The 21,587-nt window shown below is 60.4% G+C and carries 18 protein-coding genes and 3 tRNA genes; 11 read left to right on the top strand and 10 right to left on the bottom strand.

The annotated features are described in order from the left end of the window. Positions 1-112 precede the first annotated feature (112 nt). Positions 113-535, bottom strand: coding sequence for an FKBP-type peptidyl-prolyl cis-trans isomerase (locus AC6I1V_RS11180; RefSeq protein WP_486853418.1), 423 nt, complete (start codon positions 533-535; stop codon positions 113-115). A gap of 224 nt (positions 536-759) precedes the next feature. Here AC6I1V_RS11180 and lysA point away from each other — a divergent pair, with 224 nt between their 5' ends. Further along, positions 760-2,034, top strand: coding sequence for a diaminopimelate decarboxylase (gene lysA, locus AC6I1V_RS11175; protein WP_479859876.1), 1,275 nt, complete (start codon positions 760-762; stop codon positions 2,032-2,034). An 889-nt stretch (positions 2,035-2,923) separates the two neighbouring features. On the opposite strand, the gene AC6I1V_RS11170 is transcribed toward lysA, so the two are convergent. Continuing rightward, positions 2,924-5,263, bottom strand: coding sequence for a heavy metal translocating P-type ATPase (locus AC6I1V_RS11170; protein ID WP_302551255.1), 2,340 nt, complete (start codon positions 5,261-5,263; stop codon positions 2,924-2,926). A gap of 107 nt (positions 5,264-5,370) precedes the next feature. Here AC6I1V_RS11170 and AC6I1V_RS11165 point away from each other — a divergent pair, with 107 nt between their 5' ends. From AC6I1V_RS11165 to AC6I1V_RS11150, 4 genes are all read left to right on the top strand, one after another. Then, entirely contained in the window at positions 5,371-5,565 is a 195-nt protein-coding gene (locus tag AC6I1V_RS11165; protein WP_308770620.1) for a heavy-metal-associated domain-containing protein, read from the top strand. A gap of 71 nt (positions 5,566-5,636) precedes the next feature. Beyond that, positions 5,637-6,092 carry a tRNA (cytidine(34)-2'-O)-methyltransferase gene (locus tag AC6I1V_RS11160; protein WP_308770621.1) on the top strand — a complete coding sequence of 152 codons (456 nt, stop codon included), beginning with the start codon at positions 5,637-5,639 and terminating at the stop codon, positions 6,090-6,092. A gap of 697 nt (positions 6,093-6,789) precedes the next feature. After that, positions 6,790-8,163 (top strand): MATE family efflux transporter, encoded by a 1,374-nt coding sequence (locus tag AC6I1V_RS11155; RefSeq protein WP_486850547.1) that lies wholly within the window; start codon positions 6,790-6,792, stop codon positions 8,161-8,163. A gap of 12 nt (positions 8,164-8,175) precedes the next feature. Continuing rightward, positions 8,176-9,066 carry a DUF2156 domain-containing protein gene (locus AC6I1V_RS11150; protein ID WP_302551261.1) on the top strand — a complete coding sequence of 297 codons (891 nt, stop codon included), beginning with the start codon at positions 8,176-8,178 and terminating at the stop codon, positions 9,064-9,066. A 321-nt stretch (positions 9,067-9,387) separates the two neighbouring features. On the opposite strand, the gene AC6I1V_RS11145 is transcribed toward AC6I1V_RS11150, so the two are convergent. The 4 genes from AC6I1V_RS11145 to AC6I1V_RS11130 all read right to left on the bottom strand — a co-directional run bounded on the left by AC6I1V_RS11145 (position 9,388) and on the right by AC6I1V_RS11130 (position 12,058). Then, complete coding sequence (locus AC6I1V_RS11145; RefSeq protein WP_302551262.1) at positions 9,388-9,594, bottom strand: DUF6485 family protein; 207 nt, start codon at positions 9,592-9,594, stop codon at positions 9,388-9,390. Positions 9,595-9,604: 10 nt separating this feature from the next. After that, the gene (locus tag AC6I1V_RS11140) at positions 9,605-10,357 is read right to left on the bottom strand and encodes a helix-turn-helix domain-containing protein (RefSeq protein WP_308770624.1); all 753 of its coding nucleotides are present in this window, start codon (positions 10,355-10,357) and stop codon (positions 9,605-9,607) included. Positions 10,358-10,468: 111 nt separating this feature from the next. Beyond that, complete coding sequence (locus AC6I1V_RS11135) at positions 10,469-11,320, bottom strand: 50S ribosomal protein L11 methyltransferase (RefSeq protein ID WP_486853419.1); 852 nt, start codon at positions 11,318-11,320, stop codon at positions 10,469-10,471. Positions 11,321-11,329: 9 nt separating this feature from the next. Further along, positions 11,330-12,058, bottom strand: a complete 729-nt coding sequence (locus AC6I1V_RS11130; RefSeq protein ID WP_302551265.1) for an amino acid ABC transporter ATP-binding protein — start codon at positions 12,056-12,058, stop codon at positions 11,330-11,332. Between the two features lie 190 nt (positions 12,059-12,248). Here AC6I1V_RS11130 and AC6I1V_RS11125 point away from each other — a divergent pair, with 190 nt between their 5' ends. Then, a complete protein-coding gene (locus AC6I1V_RS11125; RefSeq protein WP_308770625.1) occupies positions 12,249-13,559 on the top strand; it encodes a malic enzyme-like NAD(P)-binding protein in 1,311 nt (436 codons plus the stop codon). Between the two features lie 158 nt (positions 13,560-13,717). Here the strand turns inward: AC6I1V_RS11125 and AC6I1V_RS11120 are convergent, their stop codons facing one another. From AC6I1V_RS11120 to AC6I1V_RS11105, 4 genes are all read right to left on the bottom strand, one after another. Next, positions 13,718-14,233, bottom strand: a complete 516-nt coding sequence (locus AC6I1V_RS11120) for an AAA family ATPase (RefSeq protein ID WP_486853420.1) — start codon at positions 14,231-14,233, stop codon at positions 13,718-13,720. A 329-nt stretch (positions 14,234-14,562) separates the two neighbouring features. Further along, a tRNA-Asp gene (locus tag AC6I1V_RS11115) sits at positions 14,563-14,639 on the bottom strand. A gap of 90 nt (positions 14,640-14,729) precedes the next feature. Then, positions 14,730-14,806: transfer RNA gene (locus AC6I1V_RS11110), tRNA-Asp, on the bottom strand. A 5-nt stretch (positions 14,807-14,811) separates the two neighbouring features. Further along, positions 14,812-14,887 (bottom strand) — tRNA-Val (locus tag AC6I1V_RS11105). Positions 14,888-15,215: 328 nt separating this feature from the next. Between AC6I1V_RS11105 and AC6I1V_RS11100 the strand changes: the two genes are divergently transcribed. From AC6I1V_RS11100 to gap, 5 genes are all read left to right on the top strand, one after another. Next, a complete protein-coding gene (locus AC6I1V_RS11100) occupies positions 15,216-16,547 on the top strand; it encodes a S41 family peptidase (RefSeq protein WP_302551268.1) in 1,332 nt (443 codons plus the stop codon). 95 nt (positions 16,548-16,642) lie between these two features. Then, complete coding sequence (locus AC6I1V_RS11095) at positions 16,643-18,196, top strand: divergent polysaccharide deacetylase family protein (protein WP_486853421.1); 1,554 nt, start codon at positions 16,643-16,645, stop codon at positions 18,194-18,196. A 140-nt stretch (positions 18,197-18,336) separates the two neighbouring features. Beyond that, positions 18,337-19,137, top strand: coding sequence for a pyrroline-5-carboxylate reductase (gene proC / locus AC6I1V_RS11090; RefSeq protein WP_302551270.1), 801 nt, complete (start codon positions 18,337-18,339; stop codon positions 19,135-19,137). 296 nt (positions 19,138-19,433) lie between these two features. Then, entirely contained in the window at positions 19,434-19,991 is a 558-nt protein-coding gene (locus tag AC6I1V_RS11085; protein WP_302551271.1) for a GAF domain-containing protein, read from the top strand. Between the two features lie 10 nt (positions 19,992-20,001). Then, entirely contained in the window at positions 20,002-21,018 is a 1,017-nt protein-coding gene (gene gap, locus AC6I1V_RS11080) for a type I glyceraldehyde-3-phosphate dehydrogenase (protein ID WP_302551272.1), read from the top strand. The last annotated feature ends 569 nt before the right edge of the window (positions 21,019-21,587 follow it).

Raw genomic sequence — 21,587 nt, 5'->3', positions numbered from 1 at the left:
CCGAAGCAAAAGGCGACCCGCTCAGTCGTTCCCTCTGCCCTTTCTCTGTGAAAAACGCCTTCAGAAAAAAGCTCCGATTCAGAATAACCGAATCGGAGCTTATGCGCAAAGCCTATTTGACGTCGATAACTTCAATGTCAAAGGTCAGGTCTTCCCCGGCCAACGGATGGTTGGCGTCAAGCACCACGGCCTTATCGTTCACTTCGACGATCTGCACTTCCATATCGCCTTCATCGGTGGCGATCTGCAACATCATGCCCACTTCGGGCTTGATGTCTTCCGGAACTTCGCTCACGGGCACTTCCATGAGGAGTTCTTCCAGATGCTCCCCATAAGCGTCATCAGCGGGGATGGTGACTGTAAAACGGTCGCCCGCATTGTGCCCGAGCAATGCATCCTCAAAGCCGGGGATCAGGCTTCCGTCGCCAATGGTAAATTCCAGCGGCTCACGCTCTCTGGAAGAGTCGAATACCTCCCCGTCGGAAAAGGTTCCCGTATAGTGCACGCGAACGGTGTTGCCGTCTTTGACTGCCATGAAAGGCTCCTTAATGTAGTTTTGATATTCCACCATGTCCCCAGAAAGGCGGAAAGTCAAATACCCTTTCAAGGGATTCCCGCCGTCCCTGCGGGCATGACAATCTTGTATATCCTTAACATACGAAAATACATTGTATTTTATCCCATCCCCCTTTTCTATTGACAGCACCGTACAGCCTGTTACTTTTACCCCGTAATCTTTTGCCATTCAGAGGACAATCCATGCCAAACGTTCGCTCCGTCCAGACCGACAAGGCCCGCTTTTTTGGAAACACGACGCCGCAGGAACTTGCCGCCCAGTACGGCACCCCGCTCTACGTCTATAATGAAGACGTGCTGCGCCAGCGCTGCCGGGATCTGCTCGGCCTTTCCAGCCTTCCGGGGTTCCATGTAAACTATTCCGCCAAAGCCAACACGAACCCCGCCCTCCTGCGCATCATCCGTGAAGAAGGCTGCCACGCCGACGCCATGTCGCCCGGCGAACTGCATATCAACAAGCTGGCCGGGTTCACGCCCGACCGCCTCCTGTACGTCTGTAACAATGTTTCCGCCGAAGAAATGAAAAACGCCGTGGACAACGGCCTCATCGTCAGCGTGGATTCCCTGTCGCAGCTCGACCAGTATGGCAAGGTCAACCCCGGCGGCAAGGTGATGATCCGCATCAACCCCGGCATCGGGGCCGGGCATCACAAAAAGGTCATCACCGCCGGAAAGGAAACCAAATTCGGCATCGATCCCACCTCGCTGGATGAAGTCCGCGCCCTGCTCAAAAAACACGGGCTGACGCTCGCCGGGGTGAACCAGCACATCGGCTCGCTGTTCATGGAGCCGGACAATTATCTCAACGCCATCGAATTCCTGCTGCACTTCATCCAGTCGGATCTCGCCGATCTGTTCCCCGGCATTGAGATCATCGACTTCGGGGGCGGCCTCGGCATCCCCTACCGCAAGTATGAAGAAGAGCCCCGCCTCGACATGCAGGAACTGGGCCGCCGGCTTCACGCCCTGCTGTCCGCATGGGTCGGGGAAACCGGCTACAAAGGGAAGTTCTTCATCGAGCCCGGCCGTTATGTCGTCGCGGAATGCGGCGTGCTGCTCGGCACCGTACACGCGACCAAGTTCAACGGCGAGAACCGTTATGTGGGCACCGACCTCGGTTTCAACGTGCTTGTGCGCCCCGCCATGTACGACTCGTTCCACGACATCGAAATTTTCCGCGACGGCGGCGAACCCGATGCCGAACTTGTCGAACAGAGCATCGTCGGCAACATCTGCGAAAGCGGCGACATCCTCGCCAAGAAGCGTATACTGCCGCTCATCAAGGAAGGCGACATCGTCGCCGCGCTCGACGCCGGGGCCTACGGCTTCGTGATGTCTTCCAGCTACAACCAGCGCCCCCGCGCCGCCGAAGTGCTCATCACCAGCGACGGCACGCCCAAGCTCATCCGCCGCCGCGAGACGCTGGACGATCTGACGCGGTGTTTTGTCGAAGAGTAAGATTGGAGGGGGGAGGGAACCTTTCTAAAGAAAGGTTCCCTCCCCCCTCCAAACCTCCCCTCTCCCTCCCAAGACTTTTGTAAAGGTCGATGCCGAGACGGGCGGCAAGACGGCTGAACCTCCACCACGCGTCTCCCGGCAAGGCATCAAAAAGAAATGGCTGTGCCGTAGGAAATGGTTAAGGCTTTATTTCTTGAAACTCCCAAAAAGTAACCAATAAATGCCCCAACAGTGGAGCCCATCGACGGTAAAAACCGGAAAAAAGTCCGTATTTTCACCATACTGTGGAGATAAGAACACATATTTATGACAGAGCTAAAAAAATAAAATACGGCAAGCCCGGAAACCAACGTTTCCGGGCTTGCCTACATTTTTATAGCCCATCATACAGCGGGACTCCCGCCGCGCCGCCTCCCCACCAATCAAAAGTCTTTGGAGATGGAGTTTTTTCGTAAAGGCTGATGCCGAGAAGGGAGGCAAGACGGCTGAACCTCCACCACGCGTCTCCCGGCAAGGCATCAAAAGGAAATGGCTGTGCCATAGGAAATGGTTAAGGCTTCATTTCTTGAGCCTCCCAAAAAGTAACCAATAAGTGCCCCAACCGTGGAGCCCATCGACGGTAAAAACTGGAGAAAAGTCCGTATTTTCACCATACTGTGGAGATAAGAACACATATTTATGACAGAACCAAAGAAATAAAATACGGCAAACCCGGAAACCAACGTTTCCGGGCTTGCCTACATTTTTATAGCCCATCATACAGCGGGACTCCCGCCGCGCCGCCTCCCCACCAGTCGAAAGTCTTTGGAGATGGAGGGGAGGGGTTCGGGGAGGGGAGGAAGAAGCCTTTCTTCAGAAAGGTTCTTCCTCCCCTCCCCGATTCATTCCCCTACTTTCCAAACCGCCGCAAGCGCAGCGCGTTGAGCACAACGGAGACGGACGAGAAGGCCATCGCCGTACCCGCGATCATGGGTGAAAGCGAGGGGCCGCCGAAGATCTTGAGCACCCCGGCGGCAATGGGCAGGCAAAGGATGTTGTAGCCGAAGGCCCAGCCGAGATTCTCCCGGATGTTCCGCAAGGCTGCCCGGCTCAGCTCCAGCGCCGTCACCACGCCGCGCAGCCCCTTGCCAGAACGGGTGTCGCTGCCGAGAAGGACAATGTCCCCGGCTTCCACGGCAACGTCAATGCCGTTGCCCATCGCCATGCCGACATCGGCACGGGCCAGCGCGGGGGCATCGTTGATGCCGTCGCCGATCATCCCCACCCGCAGCCCGGAGGCCTGCAGTTCGCTGATCACCTTCTCCTTACCATCCGGCAACACATCGGCAATCACCTCATCTATGCCCGCAGCCTTCGCTATGGCTTCAGCCGTGCGGCGGTTGTCGCCGCTGAGCATGATCACCCGCAAACCAAGCTGGCGGAGCTCCTTCACCACGCCCGCCGTTTCCGGGCGGATAGCGTCAGCTACGGCAAGCATCCCCACAAGGCGGCCACTCACGGCAAGCAAGAGGGGCGTCGCGCCGGAATCCGACAGCCCCGCCAAACGGGCATCCAGATCCTTTACCGCATCAAAAGCAACCTGCCGCTCTTCCATCAACCGTTTGTTACCGAGCAACAACGGTATGGACTCGTTTTCCAGATCCACATTGCCGGATACGCCGAGGCCGGAAACGCTGGCAAAGCCGCTGACGGGATACAGGCGGAGGTTCCGCTCCTCGGCGGCGGACGTCACGGCCAGCGCAAGCGGATGTTCGGACACGCCCTCAAGCGAGGCGGCGTATCCCAAGATGCGCTCCTCGTCGAACAGCGGATCAAAGGACTCGGCGGCAAGCAGGCGGGGCTTGCCTTCGGTCAGCGTCCCGGTCTTGTCGAAGACGAGCACATCCAGACGGCCCGCGAGTTCAAGGGCCGTACCGTTCTTGACGAGCACGCCCATCTGCGCGCCCCGGCCCGTAGCCACCATGATGGAAATGGGCGTAGCAAGGCCGAGCGCACACGGGCAAGCCACCACCAGCACGGCTACAAAAATACGGAAGGCTTCCGAAACCGGCACATGCCCCAAGAACAACCACCCGGCACCGGCGATGACCGCCAGCGCCATGACCGTGGGCACGAAAACAAGGCTCACGTCGTCGGCCAGCCGGGCGATGGGCGCCTTGGAGCTCTGCGCCTCGCGCACCAGCTTGATGATCCGCGACAAGGCCGTATCCGCACCGACGCGCTCGGCCCGCATGATGAAAGACCCGGTCGTGTTCATCGTGCCGCCCGCCACCGAACTGCCCACGCCCACAGGGACGGGCATGGACTCGCCGGTCAGCATGGAGGCGTCCACGCTGGACGCGCCGCTTGTTACTACCCCGTCAACAGGAATCCTCCCGCCGGGCTTCACCTGCAAATAGTCCCCCACGCGCACGGCCTTGACCGGAACCTCTTCGGCCTGATCCGTCTTGTCGGGGGCGGGCAGGCGCAGGGCCGTTTCCGGGGTCAGGTTCATGAGGGCACCGATGGCGTCGGACATGCGGAACCGCGAAACGGCCTCAAGGTACTTGCCGAACGAGATGAGCGAAATCAGCACGGCGGAGGACTCATAATACAGATCCATCACCTTGCCCGTATGCCCAAGCGCAACCTCGGCCGTATTCCACAGGCTGTACAGGAACGCCGCGCCCGTGCCCATCGCCACGAGGCTATCCATGTTCGGGGTGAGCCGCCACAGGTTCGGCAGACCGGTCAGGTAAAAATGGCGTCCCGACCAGATGACCGGCAAGGTCAGCACAAGCTGCAACAGCGCGTGGTTGAGGGCGGACTCCGGCGAATGCATGGGATCGATGATTGCGGGCAGCGGAAGCCCCCACATGTGCCCCATCGACACCAGAAGCAGCAGGATGGTGAATCCGAATTCGGGCCACAGCCGGGCCTTCAGCATCGCGAGCCGCCCAATGGTTTCCTGCTGCTGCGCTTCCCATGTGTCCACCATATCGGCTTCCGGGGCCACGGGCGTTGCGGTGAACCCCATATCCACGGCCCGCTCCCCAATCTGTTGGATAAGGGCTTCGGTGTCTGATTCGGAAAGCGCAGGATCAGGCACGACGGTGGCGCTGTTGGCGGCAAGGCTGACGGTGGCGGACTGTACGCCGTCCATGCCGTTCAGGACGCGCTCAAGCCGCGATGAGCAGGCGGCGCAGTGCATGCCGCCCACGGTGAAAAGAACTTCTTTCTGCTGATCCATGTGCCTCTCCTCTGCTTGCCAATATCGGCTAAGCTCTTATGATATGAAGGGCGGGCAGCACGGCTGCCCCTTCATCATCCACCTTCTTACCCAGAAAGGATACGATTATGCCCACTCTCACCGTGAAAGGCATGTCCTGCAACCATTGCAAGCAGGCCGTAACCCAGGCTCTGGAAGCGCTTCCCGGCGTGACCGACGTAAACGTCGACCTCCAAAAGGGTGAAGCCACCTGGAAGGAATCCCAGCCCCTCGACATCGCGGAAGTGAAGAAGGCCATCAACAAACTGGGCTTTGAAGCCTAATAAGCATCCCGCGTTCTTCTGTCCACCTTTATTGAAAACCCATTTCACCTATTACACGGATGCCGACCTGTATGCATGTCGTTCTCTTTCAGCCGGAAATACCTCCGAATACGGGCAATGTGGCCCGATTGTGCGCCGCCATGCAGGTTTCGCTGCATCTCATCGAGCCTTTGGGCTTCAAGCTTGAGGATCGCTACCTCAAACGGGCGGGCCTTGACTATTGGCCCCATGTGGACATGACGGTATGGCCCGGCCTCGACGCCTACCTCCGAAACGCCGGGGCGGGCAGGCGGCTCGTCCTCACCAGCGCCCGGCGGGGTGTCGCCCTGCACCGTTTCGCGTTCACGGAAAACGATTCCCTCGTTTTCGGGCGCGAAACGTCAGGGCTGCCGCCGGAAGTGATTGCGCTCTCGCCGCATCACGTCCGCATCCCCATCAAGGGCGAAGTCCGCAGCATCAACCTTTCCACCGCTGCGGGCATCGTCCTGTTTCAGGCGCTCGCCTCCGCCGGGATGGTTGGGGAGTAAGCACAAAGGCCATCGAAGGACATCTGTGGAGGGAGGGGAACCGCCCTGAAAAGGGCCCCCTCCCTCCACAACGTCCGCACGGCCTAGCCGCCCCCTGACAAAGGGTTCGGAGAGGGGCGAAGGAACAGGAAGGGCCCTGCCGGAGGATGTGGCCGTTTTATCTCCACAGTATGGCGAAACCACAGGCGTTTTCTCCAGTTTTTCCGTCGATGGGCTCCATGCCTGGGATATTTTATTGGTTATCCGTTTGGCATTTCAAAGAATAAAGCACCAACCACTTTCTATGGCACAGCCACAGGAATAAGATGGGGGCATTGCCTCATCCCCCGCAAACCGTATTACTGAAGCACTGCCCGCATTTTGGAGGGAAGCGTCCTGTGCCCCATGAAAAAACGCGGCGGCCCCCGATTCAACCCTTTTTTTGATACCCCAGCCCAGGCCGCCGCGAACAGGACGGCAGATCCGGCATCAGGGAACCCCCGCTGCGGAAAAATCAGCCGGTACGGGCTCACCACCGCACCGCCCCATTCTTTGAAAGCAGCGGAACGGATGAGGACATTTTGCAAAAGGGAGGAGCTTAATGGTTCCCCCTTTCCATAGGAAAGAGTTCCCCGGCCGCGGGCCTTCCTTCTCTCATCGCCTTGTGCCGGACGGCATGGGGCGTATGCTTCCATCGGACCCCCAACCCCCATGCCATATGAAACTGAACACCGAACGCATCCACACCATCTGGCACCTGACCTGGCCGCAGTGCATCATGCTGCTCTGTCAATTCGTCATTGGCATCACCGACGTGTGGGCGGGCGGGCGCATCGGCTCGGAGGTGCAGGCCTCCATCGGCCTGATCACACAGTGCCATATGATGTTCATGGCGCTGGCGATGGCCGCCGTGAACGGCGCGGTGGCCTCCATCAGCCAGTCGCTCGGCGCGTGCAAATTCGTCCGGGCGAGGAGGTATGTGGGGCTCGTGACCATCGGCTGCATCGCCGTCGGCTCAGCCATTGCGGTGGCGGCCTCGGTGTGGCGGGAACCGCTCCTGCGCCTCATCCAGACGCCCGAGAGCATCATGCCCGTGGCGATCATGTTCCTGACGGCGACGATTTGGGGCATCCCCGGACAATACACCCTCACCATCGGCGCGGCCGTGTTCCGTTCCGCCAAGATGGTGCTCATCCCGCTGTACGTGACCGGCACGGCCTGCCTGCTCAACGTCTTCGGCGATCTGGCCTTCGGGCTCGGCTGGTGGGGGTTCCCGGCCTACGGCGCAGCGGGGCTCGCCTACTCCACGCTCATCTCGGTCACCGTCGGGGCCGCGCTCATGCTGTTCCTGCTCATGCGCCACGGGCTGTTCACACGCGACAGCTTCCCCGGCTGGCGCTGGATCAAGGCGGGGGCCCCGTACCTGCTCAAGGTCGCCGGGCCCGCGTTCGGCACGTCCTTCCTGTGGCAGACCGGCTATATGGTCCTGTACGTCATCACGGCCTCCCTGCCCTTCGGCAGGGTCAACGCCCTTGCGGGGCTGACCACGGGGCTGCGGGTGGAATCCATTCTGTTTTTGCCAGCCGTGGCGTTCAGCATGACCGCCTCGGTGCTCGTGGGGCACGCGCTCGGCGAGGGCAACCGCCGCGAGGCCAAACGCACCCTGCTCGCCACGCTCGGCATCGCCTGCGCGGGGATGTGCTGCGTGGGGGCCGCCATATGGCCCTGGCGCATGGAACTCGCGGGCCTGATCGCCCCTGATCCCGCCGTGCAGGCCGAAACCGTCAAATACCTTTCCTTCAACATCATGGCCGTGCCGTTCACCGTCGCCAGCGTCGTGCTGGCTGGCGGGCTCAACGGCGCCGGAGCCACGGTCTACCCGATGGTCTCGTTCAGCTTCGCGGTCTGGGCGGTACGCCTGCCCATCGCATGGCTGTTCGGCCACATCATCTGGCAGGACGCCTCAGGGGTCTTCCTCTCCACCTTCGTTTCGCAGGTGGTCATGTCGCTTTCGCTCTTATGGGTCACGCTGCGCTGCAACTGGACCCGTTTCGCCCTGACCGTGCGCCCCCATACCTGCGCATCCCGTTAACCAGAGGTTCACATGCTTACGGAAAACTTCTCTTCCATCGAACTCGGCGACGCCGCCGCGTATGCCCCCTACTTCCGCGCGCTGCCCCTGCACGCCGCCGACTATACCTTCACCAACCTTTGGGGCTGGGGAACCCATTACAACCTTGAGTGGCGCACGGCGCACGGGCTTTGTTGGATCCGCCAGAAGCGCAACGACCTGCCCGTCGAACGCCTGTGGGCTCCGGTGGGCGACTGGCACGCCGCCGACTGGGCCGCCATGCCCGAACTCGTACCGGGCACGACCATCCTCCGCGCCCCTGAGCCGCTGTGCGAACTGCTGCTCGAACGTCTGCCGGGCCGCGTGCAAATCGAAGAAACGCCGGGCCAATGGGAATACCTGTACACGCAGCAAGCGCTCTCGACCCTCGCGGGCAGCAAGCTCCACAAGAAGAAAAACCACGTCAACGGGTATATGAAGGCCTATGGGGAGGACTACCGCACCCTGAACGGCGAAATCATGCCGCAGGTGCTGGCGCTCCAAAACGACTGGTGCAAATGGCGGGAATGCGAGAAGTCCGCTTCGCTGCTGGCCGAAAGCGACGTGGTCTGTTCCGTGCTCCGCAACTGGGACGCCCTGCCCGGGCTTATCGGCGGCGCGCTCTACGTGGGCGGGGAAATGGCCGCCTTCGCCGTGGGCGAACCGCTCGACGATCAGACCATCGTCGTCCACTTTGAAAAGGGCCGCCCTGAATACCGCGGCGTCTATCAGGCCATCAATTTCTGTTTCGCCAAACATTCAGCCAAGGACTTCCTGTTCATCAACCGCGAACAGGACGCCGATGAGGAAGGGCTCCGTCAGGCCAAGGAAAGCTATATGCCGTCCGGGTATCTGAAAAAGAACACCGTCAGGATCATTGCCTAGGCTATGCCGTCAATTAAATATAATCTATTGAAATCATTTAACTATCTTTCAAGCTACAAAAAGACTGTTTTCAATAACTTCAAATAGTTCTATGTCAAACGACGACACGACCTAAGGCTTCATGGAATCCTCTTCGCCGTACCGGCCGGGCCGGGCACCACGAAAGAGGAAACCAAAGGCAAACGGGCCGTCGGCATATGTGCCGACGGCCCGTTTGCCTTCCTTCAAGCAAGCCTGCCCATGAACGCTTTTCCAGAACGCATCGTTAAGAAAGGCGTACCGACAAAAAACATCCCTTAGGCGGCATCCTTGAAACGGGTTTCACTTCCGCAAAACGTATTTCGCGAAATCCTCAAAGGAATCGCCGGCCCTGTTTTCCGTCCCTTCTACGAGGTTGAAGAAACAGTTGGGCATTTCTTTGAGCCTCAAGTTCTTTTGGATGCAGGGGGCACAGCCTTTATCGTGCTTTGTGGGGTGAAGGGGACAGGCGAGGTTTGTACACGAACAGAACGTGCTCAGGTTTTCCATAACAGCCTCCTCAATAAAGGGTATCGTTGTTTCGGACGATACCTGATCGGGGGAGGATTTCTAGAACGGATGTGACTTTCCCGATCCGATACCGGCCGGGGGTGACTCCAAAAAAACGGCGGAAATAGCGGCCCATATGGCTTTGATCCGCAAACCCCGCCTCCGATGCGGCGATGATTGGGGATTTCCCTTCCCGCAGCAATTCCCTTGCCGAATTCAGCCTTGCCATGATCTGAAAAGCCTGAGGGGGAAGCCCATACGCCCTTTTAAAATGCCGCGAAAACCCTTCCCGGCTCATGCCCGACAGTTGGGCCAGCCGGGCAACCGTTTCGTCAAGATCGGGCGGGCGCCTTGGCAGGGGCGGCCTTGGCGCATTGCCGCAATACCGGGCAATGGCGGCTTCGATGTCGGGCCAGCAAACCGCATACCCCCTCCGGCGGCAGAGGCCCCTCAAGGCCGACAATACCCCGTCCACATCGTATCTGCCGGGGTTCAGATAGACATTGAAGCATGAAAGCTCATGGATGTCGGGCAATGAGCGGTGCGGCGTCCAGGAAGGTATCCGCATGGCCTCTCCGGGGCCGATTTCCATCGGCGCATTGCCGACTATGAACCGCCGCCTTCCCGAAAAGACAAACGTGATCTGATCCTCTTCATGGAAATGCGGCGGCAAGCCCACGTCCAGCCCGTGGACAGTCCCCATTTCCACAATGGCGCTTTCTCCCGGACGCCAATAGTGCCAGTTGTCAACGTCGTTCCGCATAGCGTCATCCGCAGCGGCAGCGGGCGACATATTCCGCAGGCCGCCGATTTTGCCACAGGTTCCGCCGAGGCAAGAAAAAGGGCGGGAACCCCCGCCCTGCGCCTTCAGAAGCTATTCGCCCCAGACCAGCGCCACCCAGTCCCCGGACTGCACGCGCCGCGCCTTGCCGAGTTCGGCATACGCCGCCTCGACCGCATCGGCCTGCACGTCCAGCAGGCCGGAAAGCACAAGGCACGCGCCCGGCTTCATCCGGGCCATGAGCGCCGGGGCCAGTTCGCGGAGCGGGCCCGCGAGGATGTTGGCGACCACCAGATCGAACCGCTCGCCTTCGCCCGCCTCGGCACTGCCGGGGGCAATGCGGAAACCGTCGGCCACCTTGTTGATGGCCACGTTCTCAAGGGCGTTGTCCACGGCGACCGGATCGATGTCCGAGCCGAGCCCGGTAAGCCCGTTCAGGCAGCAGGCGATGCCGAGGATGCCCGATCCGGTGCCCACGTCGAAGAAACGCTGTCCGGCCTTGAGGCGGCCCGATGCCAGAAGTTCGGTAATCGCTTCGAGGCACAGCACCGTCGTGTTGTGGTGCCCGGTCCCGAACGCGGATTTCGGCTCGATGACGATGGGCTTGCGGCCTTCCGGCGGCGTGGATTCAAGCAGCCACGGCGGGAGCACAATGAATTGCCCGGCACGGACGGGCGTGAAGAACTCGCGCCACGCCACAGTCCAGTCCTGGCGCGGGACGCTGGACTGCTCGACGTCGAGGCCCGGCAGCCATGCCCGCAGCGCGCTGAGGAGGTTCTCCTGCACGATGGCGTTGTCGCAGTGCACGCGGAAACGGGTTTCGCCGGTGGGGAGGCTGTCCTCCTCCCATCCGTAGGAAATGTTCCGAACCAGAAGCCCGGCGACGGTATCGTACTGCTCCTCGTCGACCACGATGTCGAGGCGGATAAGATCGGGTGTGGACATGCCGTATCCTTAGAGAATTTCGCGGAGGAACGCCTTGGTGCGCTCATGCTGCGGGTTGGTGAAGAACTGTTCCGGGGTGCCCTCTTCGAGGATCACGCCGTGATCCATGAAGATGACGCGGTCGGAGACTTCGCGGGCAAAGCCCATTTCATGCGTGACGCACAGCATGGTCATGCCGTCCTTTGCCAGATCCTTCATACAGCTCAACACTTCGTTGATCATTTCCGGGTCGAGGGCGGAGGTGGGTTCGTCAAACAGCATGGCGCGGGGCTGCATGGCGAGCGAACGGGCGATGGCGACGCGCTGCTGCTGCCCGCCGGAAATCTCGCTCGGACGCTTGGCGGCCTGACGCGCGATCCCCACGCGGCCAAGCAGTTCCATCGCCAGATCCGTGGCTTCCTTCTTGCCCATGCCCCGAACCTTGATCGGTGCAAGGGTCACGTTCTCAAGCACGGTCAGGTGCGGGTAGAGGTTGAACTGCTGGAAGACCATGCCCACCTCGGCGCGCAGGGCGTTCACGTCCACTTCCGGGGCGTAGATGCTCGTCCCTTCAAAGAGGATGTCCCCTTTCTGGATCGGCTCCAGACGGTTCAGGCAGCGGATGAGCGAGCTCTTGCCGGAGCCGGAGGGCCCGCAGATGACCAGCACCTCGCCCTTCTCGACCTGCTCCGAAATACCTTTGAGCACATGGAACTCGCCATACCATTTATGGACATCCCTGATTTCGATCAGCGACATAATTTCATCCTTTCTCGTTGACTTCCATCCGGGGCGCGGGGCTGCACTGCTGGCCGCCGACAGCTCTCTTCCCGGCATACCGTTTCAGCATAACAGGAATTCCATGAACAGGGAAGCCGCCATTGCCCCCCATTCCTCCTTATGCTATCGCTTTTGCACCTCATTTGAACCCAAACCACAGGAGATCGTCATGGCGTTGTTCACCAAGGAAGAGTCCCTCGCCTACCATGAGGAACCCCGCCCGGGAAAGCTTGAAGTCCTTCCCGTCAAACCCTGCTTTACCCAGAAAGACCTGTCGATGGCCTATTCCCCCGGCGTCGCCAACGCCTGCCTCGCCATCGCCGACGATCCTTCCCTCGCCAACGCCTACACCGGGCGCGGCAACCTCGTGGCCGTCGTTTCCAACGGCACCGCCGTCCTCGGGCTCGGCAACATCGGCCCCCTCGCGGGCAAGCCGGTCATGGAAGGCAAAAGCGTGCTCTTCAAGGCGTTTGCGGACGTGAACGCCTATGACATCAACCTTGCCCTCACCGATCCCGACAAGATCATCGAAGTGGTGAAGGCCCTTGAGCCCACCTTCGGCGGCATCAACCTTGAGGACATCAAGGCCCCTGAATGCTTCTACATCGAAGAGGTGCTCAAGAAGGAAATGAACATCCCGGTGTTCCATGACGACCAGCACGGCACGGCCATCATTTCCGGCGCGGGCCTCATCAACGCGCTGGAAATCACCGGCAAGAAGGCCGAAGACTTCATCGTGGTCGTGTCCGGGGCGGGAGCGGCGGCCATCGCCTGCGCCAAGTTCTACACCGAGCTCGGCATCGATCCCGCGAATATCCGCATGTTCGACTCCAAGGGCATCCTGCACAAGGGGCGCACGGATCTGAACAAATACAAGGCGCAGTTCGCCCTGTCCGAAGACATGACCATGGCCGAAGCCCTCAAGGGCGCGGATCTCTTCCTCGGCCTGTCCAAAAAGGATCTCCTCACGCCCGACATGATCAAGGGCATGGCCGAGCATCCGGTCATTTTCGCCTGCGCGAACCCCGATCCCGAAATCGCCTATCCGCTGGCGATGGAAACCCGCCCCGACTGCATCATGGGCACGGGCCGCACCGACTTCCCGAACCAGATCAACAACCTCTCCGGCTTCCCCTATATTTTCCGCGGGGCGCTGGACGTACACGCCACGGAAATCAACGAGGCCATGAAGCTCGCCGCCGCCCGCGCCCTCGCCGCGCTCGCCAAGGAGCCGGTGCCCGCCGAAGTTTCCGCCGCCTATCAGGGCCAGACCTTCAGCTTCGGGCAGGGCTACGTCATCCCGAAGCCCTTTGATCCCCGCCTCATCGAATGGCTGCCCCCGGCTGTTGCGCAGGCCGCGATGGACACCGGCGTCGCCCGCAAGCCCATTGAGGACATGGATGCCTACAAAGCCAGCCTCCGTGTCCGCATCCAGAAGGCGCAGGGCCGCGCCAACGCGCTGATCGAAAGCTACAAGTAAGGGGTGCTGAAAAAGAGAACGGGGGAAGGAAGCCTTTCTGGAGAGGGGATTCCTTCCCCTTCTCTGTTGCCGGAACGCCCTTCCTTTTTCTTCCAAGACGTCCGGCGCCGTCAGGCCCCGTGCCAGCTTTCGCCAGCCCCGGAGAGATCCGGCGCGCCTCAAGAAGACGCCCTTCCTACGGATGCAGCGATTGCGCAGGCGGCTTCATAGGGCGTCAGGGACGTCACATCCAGTTTGCATGTCGGCAGTGCGGCGTAGGCAGGCAGCCGCCGGAGGCTTCGCGGGATGACGCCAGCCTCCCGGATGCCGTCCCGTACATCGCGTTCCAGCCGTTCCCGCAAAGCCTGCTCCGTGCAGACGAGTGAAAAGCTGTGCGACGTAAAGGGAATACCCCGAAGCGGGCCGAGCACGGCCTCGAAAAGGAGGGGCTGATCCATGACCCAGCAGAACAGCACGTAGCGGTAACTCGAATTGTTCAGATAGGCTCGGAGCAGATGCGTGATGTTGGACAGCACCATCCGTTTGTTTTCTTCCGAAACGACAAAAGGATTCATGTTCCAGCACCAGTCGCCGTCCAGCCAGACGCCCGGCGTGAGCTGCCGCAACAGCTCCCGGCAGACGGCGCTTTTCCCCACGCCCATTGCCCCGCCTACGAGGATGAGCTGTTTCTTCATGTCTCCTCCCTAAAAAAATTATGCTTTTTTTGCATGGAATAGCCCGGATGCCCCGATAAACGGGAAGCAACAGAATCCTAACGGCAGGAAAAGCGGTTCTCAGGGAAGGGAAAAGAGCAAGGCGGCATCTCCCGAAGGCGTTCAAGCACGCGGCTCCCTTTCCGGGAAAACCTTATGGAGGGGAAACTGTCTGAAAGGCAAGCTCCATCATGAGAGGAACAGGCCGGAAGGGACGGCACCCCCTGAAAAGGTACCGTGTACAGGGGCACCCGTCTCAACGGCGGCTACGGCACAAAAAAAGGACACCCCCAAAAGGATGTCCTAAAAAATGGCGGAGCGGAAGGGACTTGAACCCTCGGCCTCCGGCGTGACAGGCCGGCGTTATAACCGACTTAACTACCGCTCCGCAGAGGCGGCTTCCCGAATCGCTTCGGTCGCCTGACAACCCGTGAAGGCTGCCGAATATGGATATCGGAAAAATCCGATACAGACTGAATGGCGGAGCGGAAGGGACTTGAACCCTCGGCCTCCGGCGTGACAGGCCGGCGTTATAACCGTCTTAACTACCGCTCCATGCATGGTGGGCAGTACAGGACTTGAACCTGTGACCCCCGCCGTGTGAAGGCGATGCTCTACCAACTGAGCTAACTGCCCATGCAGGAGAGGTATTTACCCGGCCTGCCCTGATCTGTCAACAGAAAAAATGCCCTCCTGAGAAAAAAAGATCCGCGGCCTCATATCCATCATGCCTTTTCCGCCATCCGCCCCCCTTTACATTGCCCCGCCCACTCTTATGGTAAGGGCTGGAAATGAATCTCCAAGTTTTTCCCGGCGGCATGCCCGCGCCCGTCCGCCGCCCCATCCCGGATGAAGGGAAAAGCGCAGGAAATGCACCCTTTCGGAACATTTGCGTTTTCAAAGGAACCCCGGTATCTTCACCCCCATTGTTCCAGCTACTGTTTCAGCTTCGGAGGCTGTTGTTATGTATAGGAAGCCACGGGCCGCCGCGCTCTTTTTGTTCTCACTTCTGACCGTCGGTTCGTTGACGTTCGGACAGGCTTTCGCCGCCGGGGAAAACAGCCGCTTCGATGCGCTCAAACGGTTCAGCCAAGTCCTCGACATCGTCGAGCGGTATTATGTGAAGGAGACCCCGCGCCCTGATCTGGTGAACGGCGCGCTCAAGGGGATGCTCGAATCCCTCGATCCCCACTCAACCATGCTCTCGAAGGAAGAGTTCAAGGATATGCAGGAAAGCACGTCCGGCGAATTCTTCGGCATCGGCATCGAAATCACGATGGAGAACAACCAGCTCACCGTCGTGACCCCCATCGAAGACACGCCCGCCGACAAGGGCGGCATGAAGTCCGGCGACATCATCCTTGCCGTGGGCGGCAAGCCCACGCTGGAAATGACGCTCCAGGAAGCCGTCTCGCATATCCGCGGCCCCAAGGGTTCCGAAGTGGTGCTCACCATCCTGCACCGCGACTCCAAGGAGCCCGTGGACCTGCGCATCAAACGCGACGCCATCCCGCTCATCAGCGTGAAGTCCCGCGAGCTTGAGCCCGGCTACTACTGGGTTCGCCTTACCCGCTTCAGCGAACGCACCACGCAGGAGCTGCTCGACGCCCTGTCCGACGCCAAGCGCAAGGGCCCCATCAAGGGCATCGTCCTCGACCTGCGCAACAACCCCGGCGGGCTGCTGGATCAGGCCGTCAGCGTCTCCGACACGTTCCTGAACAAGGGCGTCATCGTCTCCATGCGCGGCCGCCAGGAAGAGACCGCCCGCGAATTCTCCGCCAAGCCGCAAGATACCGACATCATCGACACGCCCCTCGTCGTGCTCGTAAACGGCGGATCGGCCTCGGCCTCCGAAATCGTAGCCGGGGCGCTCGGCGACCAGAAGCGGGCCCTGCTCGTTGGCGAACGCACCTTCGGCAAGGGATCGGTGCAGAACATCATCCCGCTGTCCGACGGTTCGGGCCTCAAGCTGACCGTGGCGCTCTATTACACGCCGTCCGGCCGCTCCATCCAGGCCGAAGGCATCATGCCCGATCTGGAAGTGCCCTTTGAAGCGCCGAAGGAAAAGCCCGCGCCGCTCAGCTCCCTGCGCATGATCCGCGAGAAGGATCTGAACAAGCACCTTGAAAAGACCGACGGCGACAAGGGCAAGGCGTCCGGCAAGAAGGTGGAAACGCCCGCTCCGGCGGCGAACGAGCCGCTGCCCGATGCGAAGGAATTCCTTGAGCGTGACAACCAGCTCCGCATGAGCCTCCAGTTCGTGAAGAGCCTTCCCAAGATCCGTACCATCCACTAACAGCAATCCCCGGCAGGAGGGATCGCCGGTTTTCCCGCGATCCCTCCTGTCCGTATGTACAGCGGCAGTCCCCTGCCCGATGCCATTGGAGTTTCATGGAGTGGTTTCCCGCACTGCGGAAACGGCTGGCCGCGCGCGGCGTGCGCCTGCCTGATCCGTATCCATACACGGTCAGGACATTCAAGGGTTCGGTTCTGGCTACCCTGTTGACGGCTCTCCTCTTCCTTATCGCCTACGCGGTATGGGAAGCCGCCAGTTACACGGCGCGCAGCGTACAGCGGACTGCGTTCATGACCATTGAGACGACGGCGGCAACGTCCCGGCTGGTTGCCGAGAAAGCGGAACAGGCCGTAGAGTCCCTGTTCCCCAAACCGGCCCCGCCTGCCGAAGCCTCCCTCGAATCCATCCTCCCGCCCAACAGCCATCTGGGGAACCGGATGAAGGACGCCATCCGGCAGAATACCCTGCCCTATCAGGAGGGTTCGGGAACCCTGACCGACGCGGCCCGGCAGATCGATTTCGCCCTGCTCCAGACCGTATTGCGGCTCAAGCTCGACAAGGGGCGCATCCTCCTCCTGACGTCCGACTACCGCACGCAAGGCAAGGATATCTACCACCTCCAGCGGATGCGCATCTATCTGCCCCCCGTTGCCCCAACCCCGGCCCCGCAAACGGCGAGGGGCGAAAACGGGCATGCGCCGTCCGCCGAAACGGGCGATGTGAAAGGCCCCCCGGAACCGGTGTTCCGCTTCCTCAACGCGCTGGCCGAAAGCCTCGACATATGGGCCGACCGTGCCGTACTCACCGAATCGCCGGGCAAGCTCACCTTGGCGGCCAAGGGCGTACTGACGCACGAAATCTGGTTTGAAGCCACGGACGAGGCATTCCCCATCCTGCCGCCCACGGACAAGGCCCCGCGCCTGACCATCGTCATGAACGAACTGGGCGATGATAAGGCCGTTACGGCCTCGCTGCTGGCCCTGAAGCTGCCAATTACGTTTTCCGTGCTGCCCTTTGCCAAGGATGCGGCGGCGACGGCGGCGGCCGCGCACGAGGCCGGGCAGGAAGTCCTTGTGGATATGCCGATGGAGCCGATGCAGTCCCCATTCGTCAAGGCGGGCCCCGGCGAAATCACCACGAAGATGTCCGAGGAAGACATGCGGATCCTGATGGACGACGCCCTCGGCCATGTGCCCTATGCCACGGGCGCGAGCAGCTTTATGGGCTCCCGGCTGACCACGGATACGGCGGCGACGCGGCGTTTCTGTGAAATTCTGGCACGTTCCGGGCTATATGTGCTTGACGACGTGACCCATCAGGGGTCAATTCTATACGCGGAAGCGCGGAGGCGTGGGCTTCCGGCGTGGCGCAGGACGCTTGCGCTGGACGACTGCCCCAAAACTGAAGGCGCCGTGCTCGCGGGCCTGAAAAAGGCGGAGGAAACGGCGCGGGCCAAAGGGCACGCCGTAGCCATCGCCACCCCCGGCCCGCATGTCCTGGCGGCGCTCAAACAGTGGTCACAGGAACGGGACAAAGGCATCCGCCTGGTTCCCCTGCGGCTCCAGCCCGTCGAGGAAGAGACGCTTGCCCCGGACTTCCCCTCCGAACGGCAGGAGGATTCCGCACCGTCTGTCGGATACCAGCCGTAAACGCCTTCCTGAAGATCACCGGCTTTCCGGGTACGGTTCCGAGGGGCGGCGCTTTCCCGCATGGCGGCAGAAAAAAACGCTCTCCTCATCTCCCTGTGCCGGGTATATCCCGCACGCGACTTTTTCAGAAAAGGAAAACCATGAACACACCGGCATCCCTCACCAGCAAGCGTATCGGCTGCATCGGCTGCGGCAACATGGGCGGGGCCATCCTCGGCGGGCTCACCGAAGTTCCCGGCCTGGAACTCTATGGCTACAACCGCACGCCCCAGCGCCTTGAGCCCCTCTGCGCCAAGGGTGTGACCGCCGTACCGGATATCCCCGGCATCGCCGCCCGCTGCGACATCCTCATCATTGGGGTGAAGCCCTACCTCGTCGGCGGCGTGCTCGCCGAAGCCCTGCCCTCCCTGAAACCGGAAACAGTCGTCATTTCCATCGCCGCCGGGGTTACGCTGTACGAGCTGCGCGATGCGGTGCAGGGCCGCTGCCATGTGGCGCGCGTCATGCCGAATACCCCCGCCCTCGTGGGGGCCGGCGTGTTCGGCATTCAGGAAGACCCTGCACTGCCCAAAGACGTGTTCGGCATGATTCTCGATCTGTTCGGGCTGCTGGGCTCCACCATCGTGCTGCCGGAAAAGAAGTTCAACGCGTTCATGGCGCTGGTGGGCTGCGGCCCGGCCTATGTCTTCCACTTCATGGACGCACTCGCCGAGGCGGGCGTCACCATGGGCTTTACCCGTCAGGAGGCGCTTGATCTGGTGACGCAGTTGGTTCTCGGTTCCGCCAAGCTGGCGGCGCTGCCGGGGAGCCACCCCGCCATCCTGCGTGAGCAGGTATGCTCTCCGGCGGGCGTGACCATCGCGGCGGTCAACCACCTCGATCGCACCGCCGTGCGCGGCCACCTCATCGACGCGGTTCTCGCCGCCTACGCGAAGGGCTAGCCGGCTCATCCCAAACCTTCTTGCCCCTGCGCCGGCTCTCATCGCCCACGCGAAGAACTGGCCCTGAGCGGGAGGGATTTTCCCGGTGAAAGGAAAGCGGATACGGAGGTTTTCATCTGATCTTCGCTCAGTTTTCCGCGTTCACGGTGGAAGGAAAACGGCCCGCTCGAAAAAGTCCAAGAAATTTACACGGCGAAGCGCCGTTCCGCAAACGCTTGCGAAGCGCGTCTCCCCGTAATTCCGTAACGCGCCGCGGCCATGCCCGGCATGGCGGGCGGCGGCAAAGGAGAAACACAATGACAGGTCATGATTATTTTCGTGCTCTGCTGGAAGTGGCGACGGTGATCAATTCCAGTCTGGAGCCCACCGTGGTGCTGCACAAGATCACGGAACAGACCGCCAAAGCCATGAACTGCAAGGCGAGCACGCTTCGCCTGCTTGACCGCACGGGCAAGGTTCTGCTCGCCAGCGCGGCGTGGGGCCTCTCCTCCGGCTACATGCGCAAAGGCCCCGTTGAAGTGTCCAAGAGCGGGCTGGACGGCGAAGTCCTCAAGGGCAAGCTCATCCACCTGCGCGACGCATGCAGCGACGGACGGTTCCAGTACCCCGACAGCGCCAAGGCCGAAGGGCTTGTTTCCGTCCTGTCCGCCCCGCTGATGGTGAACGGCAAGGCCATCGGCATCCTGCGCGTCTATTCCAGCGAAGAGCGCGATTTCACCCCGGACGAATGCGATTTCATGCTCGGCGTGGCGAACATTTCCGCCATCGCCATTGAAAACGCCCGCATGCACGAAGCGACCCGCCTCAACTACGAGTTGCTGACGTCCTACAACTATCAGGTCTTTGAAGACTAAAGGATTCCACATGCAAAAAGTACGAGTCGGCATCAACGGTTTCGGCCGCATCGGCAGACAGGTCTTCCGCGCCCTGCACGCCAAATATCAGGATACAGTGGAAGTCGTCGCCATCAACGACCTCTTCGATGCGGAAACCAACTTCCATCTGCTCGAATACGATACGAACTACGGCCGTGCCCATCTTGACGCCGTGGTGGAAGGCGACAACGCCACCGTGGGCGACTGGAAGATCCATTGCTTCGCGGAGCGCGATCCCAAGCTCCTCACCTGGGGGGCCTACGGCGTCGACGTGGTGGTCGAATCCACGGGTATTTTCCGTTCCGCCAAACAAGCCCATGTGCACATTGAAAACGGCGCCAAGAAGGTCATCATCACCGCCCCGGCGAAGGAAGAAGATCTTACCATCGTCATGGGCGTAAACCACAACGACTACGATCCGGCCAAGCATCATGTCGTTTCCAACGCCTCGTGCACCACGAACTGCCTCGCTCCGGTAGCCCTCGTCGTGGAGCGCCTCTTCGGGATCGTTTCCGGCACTATGACCACCGTGCACGCCTACACCAACGACCAGCGCATCCTCGATCTGCCCCACAAGGATCTGCGCCGGGCGCGTGCCGCCGCCTGCAACATCATCCCCACCTCTACCGGTGCGGCTCAGGCCGTAGCCAAGGTCATCCCCTCGCTCAAGGGCAAGTTCACCGGATGGTCACTGCGCGTGCCCACCCCCACCGTCTCCGTGGTGGACTTCACCGCCATCCTGAACAAGGACACCGACACCGACACGATGCGCGCCGCGCTCAAGGAAGCCGCCGAAGGTGAGCTTAAGGGCATCCTCGCCTACAGCGACGCCCCGCTCGTTTCGATGGACTTCAAGGGCAACCCGCACTCCTCCATCGTCGAAGCCGAGTACACCACCGTGCAGGACGGCAAGCTCGCCAAGATCGTCTCGTGGTACGACAACGAATGGGGCTACTCCAACCGCGTCGCCGACCTCATCATGTGGATGAAGGAAAAGGGATTCTAGAACAATCAATGTGGGGGAGGAGAGAGGGAAACTTTCTGGAGAAAGTTTCCCTCTCTCCTCCCCCACGCCCCCTCCTCTCTCCCTTCCAAGACTTTCCCCCTTATTGAATCCCTATTCGCAGTTTTCCTGAAATGGCAGCATGACAGGAATAGCGCTACTCTTGCCCTCCTGTCAGGGATAGAGCAGGGATGGAAGCGGTCAAGGGTTCAATGAAATGGTATGATGGGAATAGAAAAATCAGAAAACGAGAATTCTCTACCCTATGCCCCTGTCATAGCATGTGGTTGCTCCAACCCCCCAGAATGCTGAAATACGCCTCCCTTTTTCCTAGTTTTTCCGTTGGCGGACTCTATGGCTGAGACCTTTTATTGATTGCTCCTTGGGACTTCAAGGAAAGGCTCTGTCAGAGTATATGGTTGTTTTATTTTTGTAATATACTAAAATGTAAACTTTTTCTCAGTTTTTCTCGCTGCTGGACTCCATGATTGGGTATTTTATCAAAACTCATTTCATAATTGGAATCCACTTGTTATAATACGGCAAAGCAAAATCATAGAAAAAGCAGGATA

The organism is Bilophila sp. T19-St14, assembly GCF_059728385.1.
Note: the sequence above shows the minus strand (reverse complement) of the source record. Positions and strands in the feature narration are given on the sequence as shown.